A 14,230-nucleotide genomic window follows, 5' to 3' on the forward strand; every position below is an offset into this window, starting at 1 on the left:
AAGTCGAATCGTCGCACCGCCGCTCCCACATTAAACCGAGTCCTGGCTTTGGAATGCGGTCAAGTGTGGGAGCGGGCTTGCTCGCGAAGAGGCCTTATCAGGCGCCGACGATCCCGCCATCATCCCGACGAATCGCCATCACCGAAGACCGTGGCTTGCCATTTGGCAGATGCTCCGGCCAGGTCGACCCACCGGTTTCCCCCGGATGCTGAATCCCCACAAACAGGGTTTTCTGGTCCGGCGAGAAGCTGATCCCGGTCACTTCACAGGCCACCGGCCCCACCATGAACCGCCGAATTTCACCGGTCGACGGGTCGGCACACAGCATCTGGTTATTGCCCATCCCGGCAAAGTCGCCGCCGTTGCTGTAGTCGCCATCGGTGAGGATCCACAACCGCCCGGCCTTGTCGAAGCCCAGGCCGTCCGGGCTGTTGAACATGTTCTGCGGGTTGATGTTGGATGAGCCGCCCTTTGGCGTGCCGGCATGCACCGCCGGGTTGCCGGCCACCACGAACAAATCCCAGCTGAAGTCCGGCGCGCCATGGTCGTTGGCATTGGCCTTCCAGCGCAGGATCTGCCCGTAGACGTTTTTCTCCCGCGGGTTCGGGCCGCCCACCGGCTGGCCGTCTTCGCCGCGCTTGGCGTTGTTGGTCAGGGTGCAATACACCTGGCCGTCGGTGGGGCTGACCACGATCCATTCCGGGCGGTCCATGCGGGTGGCTTTCACCACGCTGGCGGCCAGGCGCGCGTGGATCAGCACTTCGGCCTGGCTGGCAAAACCGCTGTTGGCGTCGATGCCGTTCTTGCCGTAGGTCAGTTCGACCCATTGGCCCTGGCCCTTGGGATGGTCGGCATTGCCGTCGCCCGCGTCGAAAATCGCCACATACAAGGTGCCGTGGTCCAGCAGGTCCTTGTTGGCCTTGGGGTTCTTGTGATTGATCTTGTCGCGGCTGATGAACTTGTAGATGAACTCGCCGCGCTCGTCGTCGCCCATGTACACCACGGCGCGGCCGTCGCGCGTTTCCGCCAGGGCAGCGTTTTCGTGCTTGAAGCGGCCGAGGGCGGTGCGTTTGACCGGTGTGGATTGCGGGTCGAACGGGTCGATTTCCACTACCCAGCCATGGCGGTTGAGTTCGTTGGGATTCTTGGCCATGTCGAAGCGCGGGTCGTGGGGGTGCCAGTTGATGTCTTTGCTGGCGGCCACCACGCCATAGCGTTTCTGCCCGGCGTCGAAGGTTTGTTGCGGGTTGCTGCTGCCGAAGCAGTCGGTGAAGTTCTCTTCGCAGGTGAGATACGTGCCCCATGGGGTCTTGCCGTTGGCGCAGTTCTGGAAGGTGCCGAGGACTTTTTTGCCGGTTTTGTCGGCGCTGGTTTTCAGCCAGGCATGGCCCGCCGCAGGGCCGCCGAGCCGGATCGGCGAGTTGCCGTGGATGCGCCGGTTGTAGCGCGAGTCCTGGACGAACTGCCAGGTGTCGCCTTTGCGCCGTACTTCGATCACCGACACGCCTTCGCTGGCCAACGCCTTGCGCACGTCTTCGGCCGATTGCGGCGCGCCGCCGTGGGCGTAGAGGTAGCGGTAGTTGGTGTATTCGTTGTTGATCGCCATCAGCGCGCGGTTGTCGTCACCGGGGAAGGCGAACAGGCTCATGCCGTCGTTGTTGTCGCCGAACTGCTGTTCCTGGGCCTTGGCCGTGCCGTTGCCGCTGGGGTCGAAGGCCGGCGCGTTCTTGTGCAGCGGCTGGCCCCAGCTGATCAGTACCGAGGCGCTGTAGCCGGGCGGCAGGGTGATGGTGTCGCTGGTGGCCGAGGCGATGCTGGCGAAGCCCAGAAGCGGGCTGTTCGACGCGGCGTTGACCGCCAGGGCGCTGCGGGTCAGCAGGTTGCCGCCGAGGAACATCGCGGCACCGCACAGGGCGCCGGCGCCGATAAAACGCCGGCGGCTGAGGCCGACCATCTGTTCCAGGTCGGTGGCTTGGTTTTCTTCTAATAGGCTCATTTCAGGCTCCCTGCGGGTTTTTGCAGCCACCTTAGGGAGCAGTCGTGACGAAATTGTTGCAGTTTGAAGCGCTACACCGGAGTGCCCAGCAGCACGTTGCTGGGGGAGAACTGCACCTTCACCTGCAGGCCTTCGGCGGCATGGATCTGCGCAAGCGCGTCGGGCCGGGCCAGGGCGCAGAGAACCTGGCCGTTGGGCAAGGTGATCCGCACCTCGCTGGGGCCGTCTTCGGCATCGAGAATGGCGTCGATTTTTCCTTCCAGGCAATTGTGTCCAGGTGTTGCTGCCTGCGTGACGGCCAGTACTTCAAGCCAGCCGGCCTTGATCAGGGCGACGACTTCGGTGCCGATCTCCAGCTCCAGGCGCAAGGTACTGTCGTGGGTGATCTGCGCATCCAGGCGCAGCCCGGCTGCCAGCTCCAGGCGAATCAGGTCATTGCGGCCGTGGCTGTCGATGGCGATCACCCGGCCGTGCAACTGGTTACGTGCGCTGGTGCGCAGCATCAGGCGGCCCAGCAGGTTGAAGTCGCTGGCGTCTTCGGCGGAATCCAGCACCTGGGCTTGCAGTACCTGCAGGCGTTGGTAAAGGCGTAATACCCGCTCACCCTCGGCCGTCAACCTGGCGCCGCCACCGCCCTTGCCGCCGACGCTGCGTTCCACCAGGGGCTTTTGCGCCAGGTTGTTCAGTTCGTCGATGGCGTCCCAGGCCGCCTTGTAGCTCAGCCCCGCGCTCTTTGCGGCGCGGGTGATGGAGCCTTGTTCGGCAATATGTTGCAGCAGTGCAATGCGCTGCGGGCGACGGACGATGTGTTGGCTCAAGAGGGTTGGCAGGGACATGGTTACACGCTTCGATGGAATGGGCTGACGTTGCGGGCAGGGCGCCCGCGAGTCAAGTCATGTGCCGGGCTTGGGCGTCCGTGCCAGGCAATACACATCCACCTGTCGGGCGCCGGCATCCATCAACAGGCGGGCGAGACTGCTGGCGGTGGCGCCGGTAGTCAGTACGTCGTCGATCAGCGCCAAGTGCCGGCCTTTGACTTGCGCGCCGTCGGCCAGGGCGAAGGCCTGGTGCAGGTTGCGCTTGCGGGTCCTGGCGTCCAGGTCTTGCTGCGCCACGGTTTCACGCGGCCGTGACAGCAGGTGCTCATCCCAGGGGATGTTCAGGTCCTCACTCAGCCAGCGGGCGAGCATTGCCGCCTGGTTGAACCCCCGTTCCCGCAGGCGTTTGCGGGCCAGGGGCACGGGCAGCAGGCAGTCGGGGCGAGCCAGCGCGGCATCTTCATAGCGGTGTTGCAGGAATTGTCCCAACAGGTGCGCAAGCAGATGCCCCAGCGGCCAGCGGGCCTGATGCTTGAAACGGCTGATCAGGCTGTCGATGGGGAAGCTGTAGGTCCACGGCGCGACAACCTGCTTGAACGCCGCAGGTTGCTTCAAGCACTGGCCGCACACCAGGCCAGTCGCCGGCAATGGCAGTGCGCACACCTCGCAATGTTCCATCAGCCAAGGCAGCTCGGTTTCGCAGGCGCTGCAGACAGGATCGGCCGTTCCGCTGCTTTCATCGCAGACTAAACAGGTTTGGTTGCTTTTTAACCAGATGTAAACCTCGTGTTTGTTCTCAAGTTGACAGTGCATGAATCTTCCTTAAATATGCCGAGCATCCGTGTCGTGCCTGTGGGTATTACTTCCCGCAGGGCTTGCCAAAGCATAATCAAGGAATCGCCCATGAGCGCCAGCATCACTGCCAACCTGCGTCACGATTGGTCTTTAGCCGAAGTCAAAGCGCTGTTCGTACAGCCCTTCAACGACCTGTTGTTCCAGGCGCAGACCGTGCACCGCGCGCATTTCGACGCTAACCGCGTCCAGGTTTCCACGCTGCTGTCGATCAAGACCGGCGCCTGCCCGGAAGATTGCAAATATTGTCCGCAGTCGGGCCACTACAACACGGGCCTGGAAAAAGAGAAGCTGATGGAAGTGCAGAAGGTCCTCGAAGAGGCCGCTCGCGCCAAGGCCATCGGTTCGACCCGTTTCTGCATGGGCGCCGCCTGGAAGCATCCGTCAGCCAAAGACATGCCCTACGTGCTGGAGATGGTCAAAGGCGTGAAAGCCATGGGCCTGGAAACCTGCATGACCCTCGGCCGTCTCGACCAGGACCAGACCGAAGCCCTGGCCCAGGCCGGCCTCGATTACTACAACCACAACCTCGACACGTCGCCGGAGTTCTACGGTTCGATCATCACCACCCGCACCTACGGCGAGCGCCTGCAAACCCTGGCGTACGTGCGTGATTCGGGGATGAAGATCTGCTCCGGCGGCATCCTCGGCATGGGCGAGTCCCTGGACGATCGCGCCAACCTGCTGATCCAGTTGGCCAACCTGCCGGAACATCCGGAATCGGTGCCGATCAACATGCTGGTGAAAGTTGCCGGCACGCCGCTGGAAAACGCCGACGACATCGACCCGTTCGACTTCATCCGCATGCTGGCGGTGGCGCGCATCCTGATGCCGCAGTCCCATGTGCGGCTGTCGGCCGGGCGTGAGGCGATGAACGAGCAGATGCAGGCCCTGGCATTCTTTGCTGGCGCCAACTCGATTTTCTACGGCGACAAGCTGCTGACCACTGCCAACCCGCAGGCGGACAAGGACATGCAACTGTTCTCGCGCCTGGGCATCTTGCCGGAAGCTCGTGAAGAGCACGCCGATGAAGTGCACCAGGCGGCGATCGAGCAGGCGCTGGTGGAGCAGAAGAGCAGCGAGCAGTTTTACAACGCGGCTGTTTGATAAGTCCACTTTGGAATGCCATCCAAATGTGGGAGCGGGCTTGTTCGCGAAGGCGGTGTGTCAGCCAATACATAAGCTGACTGATCCACTGCTTTCGCGAGCAAGCCCGCTCCCACATTTTTGACTGCGTTCAACCTGATCTACCGAGGTCTCATGTCTTTCGATCTCGCCGCGCGTCTTGCGGCTCGTCGTGCCGAACACCTGTATCGCCAACGTCCACTGCTGCAGAGCCCGCAAGGCCCTGACGTGGTGGTCGACGGCCAGCCGTTGCTGGCGTTCTGCAACAACGATTACCTGGGCCTGGCCAATCACCCGCAAGTGATTGAAGCCTGGCGCGCGGGCGCGGCTCGCTGGGGCGTGGGTGGCGGCGCTTCGCATCTGGTGATCGGCCACAGCACGCCGCACCATGAACTGGAAGAGGCCCTGGCCGACCTCACTGGTCGCCCGCGGGCGCTGCTGTTCACCACCGGTTACATGGCTAACCTTGGCGCCGTCACCGCGCTGGTGGGGCAGGGCGATACGGTGCTGGAAGACCGCCTTAACCACGCCTCGTTGCTGGATGCCGGTTTGCTCTCGGGTGCGCGCTTCAATCGTTACCTGCACAACGATGCTGAAAGCCTGGCCAAGCGCCTGGAGAAAGCCACCGGCAATACGCTGGTGGTGACCGACGGCGTGTTCAGCATGGACGGCGACCTGGCGGATCTGCCCTCACTGGCCCGTGAAACCCGGGCCAGGGGCGCATGGTTGATGGTGGATGACGCCCATGGCTTCGGGCCTTTGGGCGCCAACGGTGGTGGGATCGTCGAGCATTTTGGCTTGAGCCAGGAAGATGTGCCGGTGCTGGTCGGCACCCTCGGCAAGGCTTTCGGTACCGCCGGCGCGTTTGTCGCGGGCAGCGAAGAGCTGATCGAAAGCCTGATCCAGTTCGCCCGTCCGTATATCTACACCACCAGCCAACCGCCGGCGCTGGCCTGTGCCACGCTGAAAAGCCTGGAATTGCTGCGCACCGAGCATTGGCGCCGTGAGCATCTCAATGGGCTGATTCGCCAGTTCCGCCAGGGCGCCGAGCAGATCGGCCTGGAGCTGATGGACAGTTTCACGCCGATCCAGCCGATCATGATTGGCGACAGTGCCCGCGCGGTGCGTTTGTCGCAGATGCTGCGCGAGCGCGGGCTGATGGTGACCGCGATCCGGCCACCGACCGTGCCCGCCGGCAGTGCCCGTCTGCGGGTGACTCTCACGGCAGCCCACAGTGAAGCCCAGGTGCAGCTATTGTTAAGCGCATTGGAAGAGTGTTTCCGCTTGTTAGGCCAGGAGCCCGACCATGCGTGATCGACTGATACTGCTGCCTGGCTGGGGCCTCGGCGTTTCGCCGCTGGAACCGCTGGCGGCGGCGTTGCAGGGGCTGGATGAACACTTGCAGGTGCAGATCGAACCGTTGCCGGACGTGGAGTCGGACGACCTTCAAGAGTGGCTCGATGAGCTGGATTCGACCTTGCCCCAAGACGTCTGGCTGGGTGGTTGGTCCCTCGGCGGCATGCTTGCTGCCGAGTTGGCCGCCCGGCGCGGTGATCATTGTTGCGGTTTGCTCACCTTTGCCAGCAACGCAAGCTTCGTGGCCTGGTCTCGCTGGGACCATGGCATGCACGAAGAGGATTTTATTGCGTTTCTTAACGGTTGCCGCCTTGATCCGGTTGCGACGTTAAAACGCTTCAGTCTGCTTTGCGCCCGGGGTTCCAGCGATCCCCGATCACTTGCTCGGCTATTGCTGGCGGGTGCCCCTAAAACCTCCGCGCAGACCTTGCTCAGTGGTCTGGAGCTGTTGGGCCGATTGGACACCCGCCAGGCGCTGGTCGACTTTCAAGGGCCGCAGTTGCATCTGTTTGCCGGGCTGGACGGGCTGGTTCCGGCTGAAGTGGCCAGTGAGTTGTTCGCCTTGTTGCCTGACGTTGAAATCGGCCTGATTGAACAGGCCGGTCACGCTTTTCTACTGGAGGACCCCCACGGTGTGGCGGGGGCCATCCAGGCTTTTTTGCATGAGTGCGGTGATGACTGATTTGTCCCATGTGCTGCCCGGCGGCTTGCCAGACAAGCGCCAGGTAGCGGCCTCCTTTTCCCGCGCAGCCGCCAGTTACGACAGCGTTGCCGAGTTGCAGCGTGCGGTGGGCAGCGAGCTGTTGCGGCGTTTGCCCGAAGGTCTTTCTCCACAACGCTGGCTGGACCTGGGCAGTGGCACGGGCTATTTCAGTCGTGTGCTGGGCCAGTCATTTGCGGGTAGCCAGGGTTTGGCCCTGGATATCGCCGAGGGCATGCTCAAACACGCCCGGCCGCTGGGCGGTGCACAACATTTCATCGCTGGCGATGCCGAGCGCTTGCCGTTGCAGGACGCCAGTTGCGGGCTGATTTACTCCAGTTTGGCGGTGCAGTGGTGCTCGGATTTTGCCGCAGTGCTCAGCGAAGCGCGGCGCGTATTGCAGCCCGGCGGCGTGCTGGCGTTTGCCAGCCTCTGCGTGGGTACGCTGGATGAGTTGCGCGAAAGCTGGCGCGCAGCGGATGGCATGGTTCATGTGAACCGCTTCCGGCCGTTCAGTGCTTATGAGCAACTGTGCGCAGCCAGTGGTTTGCGGGTGCGCAGCCTGGAGCAGTGTCCCCACGTGTTGCATTACCCCGACGTGCGCAGCCTGACCCACGAACTGAAAGCGTTGGGTGCGCACAATCTGAACCCGGGGCGCCCAGGAGGGTTGACGGGCCGGGCGCGGATTGTTGCACTGGTGCAAGCCTACGAGCAGTTCCGCCAGGCCCAGGGCCTGCCGGCAACTTATCAAGTGGTGTACGCCGTCCTGGAGAAACCTCTATGAATGCCGCTTACTTCATCACGGGGACCGACACCGACGTCGGCAAGACCACCGTCGCTGCCGGCCTGCTGCATGCCGCGCGGCAAGCCGGCAAAAGTACGGCGGCGGGCAAGCCGGTAGCCTCTGGGTGCCAGCTGACGCCCAAGGGCCTGCGCAATTCGGACGCCCTGGCGTTGCTGGCCGAGTGTTCGTTGCCGTTGAGTTATGCCGAGGTCAACCCGGTGGCCTTCGAGCCGGCCATCGCGCCGCATCTGGCGGCCCGTGAAGCCGGCGTGGCGCTGACGGTGCAGTCGTTGTTGAAACCCATGCAGCACGTTCTCGCCAAGCAGGCGGACTTCACCTTGATCGAAGGTGCGGGCGGCTGGCGTGTGCCATTGGCGGACCAGGACAATTTGTCGGACCTGGCCCAGGCGCTGAAGCTGCCGGTGATCCTGGTGGTGGGTGTGCGGCTGGGGTGTATCAGCCACGCGTTGTTGACCGCAGAAGCCATCGCCCGGGACGGGTTGCCGCTGGCGGGCTGGGTGGCCAATATCATCGACCCCAAGACCTCTCGTCTGGAAGAAAACCTCGCGACCCTGGCTGAACGACTCCCCGCGCCATGCCTGGGAAGGGTGCCCAAGCTCAAGCATCCCAGCGCCGAAGCGGTCGCCGCGTACTTGCAACTGGACCTGCTTGACTAGTTTTGCCTATCGCGAAGGCATTATGCCATTAGTGTTTTTGACGGGCGTTTTGCCGGTAGGTCTGCTTCAATAACAGTTCACGATTCTCTTATAGGCAGGTTCACGCCATGGAAATCTCTGGTAGCAGTGCGTTTTACTCGGGACTGAGCGCGATTCAGACCGGGCAGAACCGTGTCGACCAGGCCGCCGGCAAGATTGCCAGCGCCGCCACTTCCCAGCCTTCGGACGCGCAAAATGATCGTTTGCGTTCGGTAGACGCCAATCAGGCGAGCAACTCGGCGAGCAACATGGTCGAGATGGCCCAAGGCAAGTTCCAGGTTGAACTGGGCGCCAAAGTCGCCAAGGCTTCCGACGAAATGCTCGGCACCTTGATCGATACTTACGCATAACCCCCCCCTCTTATCGTGCGAGCTGGCTTCTCTGTGGGAGCTGGCTTGCCTGCGATAGCGTCACCTCGATCCTCCTGATACACCGCGGCGCCCGCATCGCAGGCAAGCCAGCTCCCACATTGATCTTCACCGCTCAATAATCTTTTTCCTCCTGAATCGTCATGCGGCATTTCGCTGCAGGCCTTGCCGTGCCTGACGTTGACCTGCGTCATGACAAACGGCGTTTGCGCGACGCTTGACAAGGATTGGTCGTAAACGTATGTTTCAAACAACTGTTTGACCGCCACAACACATCCATGCGGTTGTTCATCCCAGATACATCAGCAGAGGTTTATCGCTATGCCTGACTACAAGGCCCCCTTGCGTGATATTCGCTTCGTTCGTGACGAACTGCTTGGCTATGAAGCGCACTATCAGAGCCTGCCGGCTTGCCAGGACGCTACCCCGGACATGGTTGACGCCATTCTCGAAGAAGGCGCCAAGTTCTGTGAGCAGGTACTGGCACCGCTGAACCGCGTGGGTGATATCGAAGGTTGCACCTGGAGCGAGTCAGGCGTTAAGACCCCTACCGGTTTCAAAGAAGCCTACAAACAGTTCGTTGAAGGCGGCTGGCCAAGCCTGGCCCACGACGTGGCGCACGGTGGCCAGGGCCTGCCGGAATCCCTGGGCCTGGCGGTCAGCGAAATGGTCGGCGAAGCCAACTGGTCGTGGGGCATGTACCCGGGCCTGTCCCATGGCGCGATGAACACCATTTCCGAGCACGGCACCCCCGAGCAGCAAGAGGCTTACCTGACCAAACTGGTGTCGGGCGAGTGGACCGGCACCATGTGCCTGACCGAACCGCACTGCGGCACCGACCTGGGCATGCTGCGCACCAAGGCCGAGCCTCAGGCTGATGGTTCCTACAAGGTTTCCGGTACCAAGATCTTCATCTCGGCCGGCGAACACGACATGGCCGACAACATCGTCCACATCGTGCTGGCTCGCCTGCCGGACGCACCGGCTGGCACCAAAGGCATTTCGCTGTTCATCGTTCCCAAGTTCGTACCGAACGCCGACGGTTCGATTGGCGAACGCAACGCGGTGTCCTGTGGTTCCCTGGAACACAAGATGGGTATCCACGGCAACGCCACCTGCGTGATGAACTTCGACGCGGCCACCGGTTTCCTGATCGGCCCGGCGAACAAAGGCCTGAACTGCATGTTCACCTTTATGAACACCGCTCGCCTGGGCACCGCGCTGCAAGGCCTGTCCCACGCTGAAATCGGCTTCCAGGGCGGCCTCAAATACGCTCGCGACCGCCTGCAAATGCGCTCCCTGACTGGCCCGAAAGCGCCAGACAAGGCAGCCGACCCGATCATCGTGCACCCTGACGTGCGCCGCATGCTGCTGACCATGAAAGCCTTCGCCGAAGGCAACCGCGCGATGGTGTACTTCACCGCCAAGCAGGTTGACGTGGTCAAGTACGGCACTGACGACGAAGCCAAGAAACAGGCTGACGCACTGCTGGCCTTCATGACCCCGATTGCCAAGGCGTTCATGACCGAAGTCGGTTTTGAAGCCGCCAACCACGGCGTGCAAATCTACGGCGGCCACGGCTTCATCGCCGAGTGGGGCATGGAGCAGAACGTTCGCGACAGCCGCATTTCGATGCTGTACGAAGGCACCACCGGCATCCAGGCCCTCGACCTGCTGGGCCGTAAAGTGCTGATGACCCAGGGCGAAGCGCTGAAGGGCTTCACCAAGATCGTCCACAAGTTCTGCCAGGCCAACGAAGGCAACGAAGCCGTACAGGAATTCGTTGCACCGCTGGCGGCACTGAACAAAGAGTGGGGCGAGTTGACCATGAAGGTCGGCATGGCGGCCATGAAAGACCGCGAAGAAGTCGGTGCCGCTTCGGTGGATTACCTGATGTACTCCGGTTATGCCTGCCTGGCTTACTTCTGGGCCGACATGGCCCGCCTGGCCGCCGAGAAACTGGCTGCCGGCACCACCGAAGAAGGCTTCTACACCGCCAAGCTGCAGACAGCGCGCTTCTACTTCCAGCGCATCCTGCCGCGTACCCGCACCCACGTTGCAACCATGCTGTCGGGCGCCAACAACCTGATGGACATGAAAGAAGAGAACTTCGACCTGGGCTACTAAGCCTCGGCCAGTTCGCTTCAAAAGCCGCCGCTCCTTCGGGAGCGGCGGTTTTTTTTGCGCGATAAAAAACCACAGTACCGCACTCAGGGATTGCTCCGAGCGGCCGTTACAGTGATGGCAATGTGATACGCATCACATTGAATGTGCTTAACTGTGATCAGTGAAGGCACTATGCCATCTTTTTTGTGGGTCGGAGCTTTACCCTTGTCGCGCGCGTCTGCTGTACGTTTCAGTCATTTTTTACCTTCACTGCTTTTACTGCTGGCGGGGCTCTCGGCTGCGTATGTGAAGGATCTCAATGTGTTCTTCACTTCACTGTTCAATGTGCTGCCGACCCTCGTGCTGCTGCTGGGCGGTTCGTACTGCGCGGTCTACCGGCGCCAGCGAGAGCTGTTCCTGATGATCACGGTGTACGTGGTCTATTTCCTGCTGGATACCCAGACCGATTACTACCGCGATAACGGTCGCGTGCGGGACGACGCGGCCGTGGTCTTCCATCTGTGTTGCCTGTTGTTACCGTTGCTGTTCGGCATCTACGCGGTCTGGCAAGAAAAAACCCATCTGTTTCGCGACTTCGTCGCACGCTGCGCGGTGCTGTTTGCGGTAGGCAGCGTGGCGCTTGCCCTTGAACAAAGTTTCCCCCATGCCTTATTAAGCTGGTTGGCCGAAATTCGCTGGCCCGCCTTGCATGGCCGCTGGATGAGCCTGATCCAGCTGTCCTATCCGATGTTCCTGATTGGTTTTGTGACCCTGGCCGCGCAGTACTGGTATCAACCAAGACCGCTGCACGCCGCGCAGCTGGTAGGGTTGCTGGGGTTGTTCTGGATGTTGCCGCAGACGTTCATCCTGCCGTTCACCCTGAACATCATGTGCAGCCAGGTGATGCTGATGATCGCTGCCGGGGTGGCCCACGAGGCTTATCAAATGGCCTTCCGTGACGAGCTGACCGGGTTGCCGGGCCGCCGCGCGCTCAATGAGCGCATGCAGCGCCTGGGGCGCAATTATGTGCTGGCCATGGGCGACGTCGATCACTTCAAGCGTTTCAACGATACCCATGGCCACGACGTGGGCGACCAGGTACTGCGCCTGGTGGCCAGCAAGTTGTCCAAGGTCAACGGCGGCGGCCGGGCCTACCGCTATGGCGGTGAGGAATTTGCCGTGGTATTCGCCGGCAAGACCCTGGATGAATGCCTGCCGCACCTGGAAGAGATCCGCGAAATCATCGCCAACTACGACATCAAACTGCGTAACCCGGACCGTCCCCACGACGACCAGCAGGGGCGCCAGCGTCGTGTGGGCAATGGCGCTTCCAGCGTGTCGGTGACCGTCAGCATCGGTGTGGCCGAACGCCAGGCCGAGCAGCGCAGCCCTGAAGAAGTGCTCAAATCCGCCGACCAGGCGCTGTACAACGCCAAGGGCGCGGGGCGTAACTGCGTGGTCGCTGCGGGGCAGGCCCGCCGCGGCGCGGTCCGCATGGACAGCGCTGCCGGTTGAGTGATGGTGGTGTATTCAGCGGCCCTACAGTGATTGTCCGGTGGGCCGTGCGGCAGTAGGTTGAAGGCATCTGCTGCCGGAGACATTGCCATGCCTGACTATAAAGCTCCCCTGCGCGACATGCGCTTTCTGATCGATCACGTCTTTGACTTCCACGGCCACTACGCCGCGCTGGGTGCAAGCGATGCCAGCCCGGACATGGTCGGCGCGATCCTCGAGGAAGGTGCGAAGTTCTGCGAAAACGTCCTGGCGCCGTTGAACCGCTCCGGCGATGAAGAAGGCTGCCATTTCGACAACGGTGTGGTGACCACGCCCAAGGGCTTCAAGGAAGCCTTCGCGCAGTACGTGGAAGGCGGCTGGCACGGTTTGGCGGCTGACCCGGCCTACGGCGGGCAGGGCTTGCCAATGTCCCTGGGCCTGGTGCTCGCGGAGATGATCTCCTCCAGCAATACGTCCTGGGGCATGTACCCTGGCCTGACCCACGGTGCGATGTCGGCGATCCGTGCCCACGGCACTGAAGAGCAGAAAAACACCTACCTGAGCAAACTCACCGCGGGCCAGTGGACCGGCACCATGTGCCTGACTGAAGCCCATTGCGGCACCGACCTTGGCCTGATCAAGACCCGCGCCGTACCGCAGGCCGACGGCAGTTATGCAGTCACCGGCAGCAAGATTTTCATCTCGGCCGGCGAGCATGACATGAGTGACAACATCATCCACCTGGTGCTGGCCAAGCTGCCGGATGCGCCGGCCGGCACCAAGGGAATCTCGCTGTTTATCGTGCCCAAGTTCCATGCCGACTCGGGCGAGCGCAACACGATGAGTTGCGGCTCCATCGAGCACAAGATGGGCATCAAGGCGTCGGCCACCTGTGTGCTGAACTTCGATGGCGCCCGGGGTTTCCTGATCGGTGAGGCGAACAAGGGCCTCAACTGCATGTTCACCATGATGAACCATGCGCGCCTGGGCACCGGCATGCAGGGCCTTTGCCTGGGGGAAGCGAGCTTCCAGGGTGCGATCAAGTACGCCAACGACCGCTTGCAGATGCGCTCGCTGACCGGCGCCAAGGCACCCGAAAAAGCCGCTGATCCGATCATCGTCCACCCGGATGTGCGGCGCATGTTGCTGACCATGAAAGCCTTCAATGAAGGCAACCGCGCATTGACCTACTTCTCGGCACAGTTGCTCGATACCGCACACCTGAGTGGCGACGAGGGGCAACGCCAGGAAGCCGAAGACCTGTTGGCCTTCCTTACGCCGATCTGCAAGGCGTTCATGACCGAAACCGGGCTGGAGGTGACCAACCACGGCATGCAGGTGTTCGGTGGCCATGGCTTCATTCGTGAATGGGGCATGGAGCAACTGGTTCGCGATTGCCGGATTGCGCCGATCTATGAAGGGACCAACGGCATCCAGGCCCTGGATTTGCTCGGGCGCAAGGTGCTCGGCAGCCAGGGCAAGCTGCTGCGCGGCTTTACCAAAATCGTCCACAAGTTTTGCGCGGCCAACGCCGAACATCCGCAACTCAAGGCCCATGTGGCTCAGCTCAACCAGTTGAATCAGCAGTGGGGTGAGCTGACGGTCAAGGTAGGCATGGCAGCCATGAAAAACCCGGATGAAGTCGGCGCTGCAGCCCTGGATTACCTGATGTACAGCGGCTACATCATCCTTGCCTACTTGTGGCTGCGCATGGCGCTGGTGGCACAAGAGCAGTTGGACAGCGGTAGCGGTGATGCCGATTACGCCCAAGGCAAGCTGGCGACCTGCGAGTTCTACTTCAAGCGCCTGCTACCGCGCACGGCCGCGCACCGGGCGGCGGTGGAGGCGGGCAGTGAGTGCCTGATGAGTCTGCCGGCGGAGCTGTTTGCGCTTTAGTGACCGTAAAATACTTGTT

At 61.9% G+C, this 14,230-nt stretch carries 12 protein-coding genes; 9 read left to right on the forward strand and 3 right to left on the reverse strand.

Annotated features, from left to right (window positions below):
• Positions 1-97: 97 nt before the first annotated feature.
• The 3 genes from HX814_RS09965 to HX814_RS09975 all read right to left on the reverse strand — a co-directional run bounded on the left by HX814_RS09965 (position 98) and on the right by HX814_RS09975 (position 3,627).
• Positions 98-1,996 carry a PhoX family phosphatase gene (locus HX814_RS09965; RefSeq protein WP_177008819.1) on the reverse strand — a complete coding sequence of 633 codons (1,899 nt, stop codon included), beginning with the start codon at positions 1,994-1,996 and terminating at the stop codon, positions 98-100.
• 71 nt (positions 1,997-2,067) lie between these two features.
• A complete protein-coding gene (locus tag HX814_RS09970) occupies positions 2,068-2,832 on the reverse strand; it encodes a TOBE domain-containing protein (RefSeq protein WP_177008818.1) in 765 nt (254 codons plus the stop codon).
• A gap of 57 nt (positions 2,833-2,889) precedes the next feature.
• Positions 2,890-3,627, reverse strand: coding sequence for a ComF family protein (locus HX814_RS09975; protein WP_177008817.1), 738 nt, complete (start codon positions 3,625-3,627; stop codon positions 2,890-2,892).
• A 90-nt stretch (positions 3,628-3,717) separates the two neighbouring features.
• On the opposite strand from HX814_RS09975, the gene bioB reads away from it, so the two are divergent.
• From bioB to HX814_RS10020, 9 genes are all read left to right on the forward strand, one after another.
• Positions 3,718-4,773, forward strand: a complete 1,056-nt coding sequence (bioB, locus tag HX814_RS09980; RefSeq protein WP_003211072.1) for a biotin synthase BioB — start codon at positions 3,718-3,720, stop codon at positions 4,771-4,773.
• A 153-nt stretch (positions 4,774-4,926) separates the two neighbouring features.
• Positions 4,927-6,105, forward strand: a complete 1,179-nt coding sequence (gene bioF, locus HX814_RS09985; protein WP_177008816.1) for an 8-amino-7-oxononanoate synthase — start codon at positions 4,927-4,929, stop codon at positions 6,103-6,105.
• Positions 6,098-6,829, forward strand: coding sequence for an alpha/beta fold hydrolase (locus HX814_RS09990; protein ID WP_003211068.1), 732 nt, complete (start codon positions 6,098-6,100; stop codon positions 6,827-6,829). Before bioF ends, HX814_RS09990 begins: the two co-directional genes overlap by 8 nt.
• Positions 6,822-7,631, forward strand: coding sequence for a malonyl-ACP O-methyltransferase BioC (gene bioC / locus HX814_RS09995; RefSeq protein WP_003211066.1), 810 nt, complete (start codon positions 6,822-6,824; stop codon positions 7,629-7,631). Before HX814_RS09990 ends, bioC begins: the two co-directional genes overlap by 8 nt.
• Positions 7,628-8,308, forward strand: a complete 681-nt coding sequence (gene bioD, locus HX814_RS10000) for a dethiobiotin synthase (protein WP_008434374.1) — start codon at positions 7,628-7,630, stop codon at positions 8,306-8,308. The genes bioC and bioD overlap by 4 nt, the downstream gene beginning before the upstream one ends.
• Positions 8,309-8,415: 107 nt before the next feature.
• Entirely contained in the window at positions 8,416-8,697 is a 282-nt protein-coding gene (locus HX814_RS10005) for a hypothetical protein (RefSeq protein ID WP_008434375.1), read from the forward strand.
• Positions 8,698-9,036: 339 nt separating this feature from the next.
• A complete protein-coding gene (locus HX814_RS10010; protein WP_008434376.1) occupies positions 9,037-10,842 on the forward strand; it encodes a phenylacyl-CoA dehydrogenase in 1,806 nt (601 codons plus the stop codon).
• A 204-nt stretch (positions 10,843-11,046) separates the two neighbouring features.
• Positions 11,047-12,336 (forward strand): diguanylate cyclase, encoded by a 1,290-nt coding sequence (locus tag HX814_RS10015; protein WP_177008815.1) that lies wholly within the window; start codon positions 11,047-11,049, stop codon positions 12,334-12,336.
• Between the two features lie 90 nt (positions 12,337-12,426).
• Entirely contained in the window at positions 12,427-14,211 is a 1,785-nt protein-coding gene (locus HX814_RS10020; protein WP_177008814.1) for an acyl-CoA dehydrogenase C-terminal domain-containing protein, read from the forward strand.
• The last annotated feature ends 19 nt before the right edge of the window (positions 14,212-14,230 follow it).

Origin of the sequence: Pseudomonas sp. C8002, from assembly GCF_013385765.1 — a bacterium.
Classification (GTDB): domain Bacteria; phylum Pseudomonadota; class Gammaproteobacteria; order Pseudomonadales; family Pseudomonadaceae; genus Aquipseudomonas.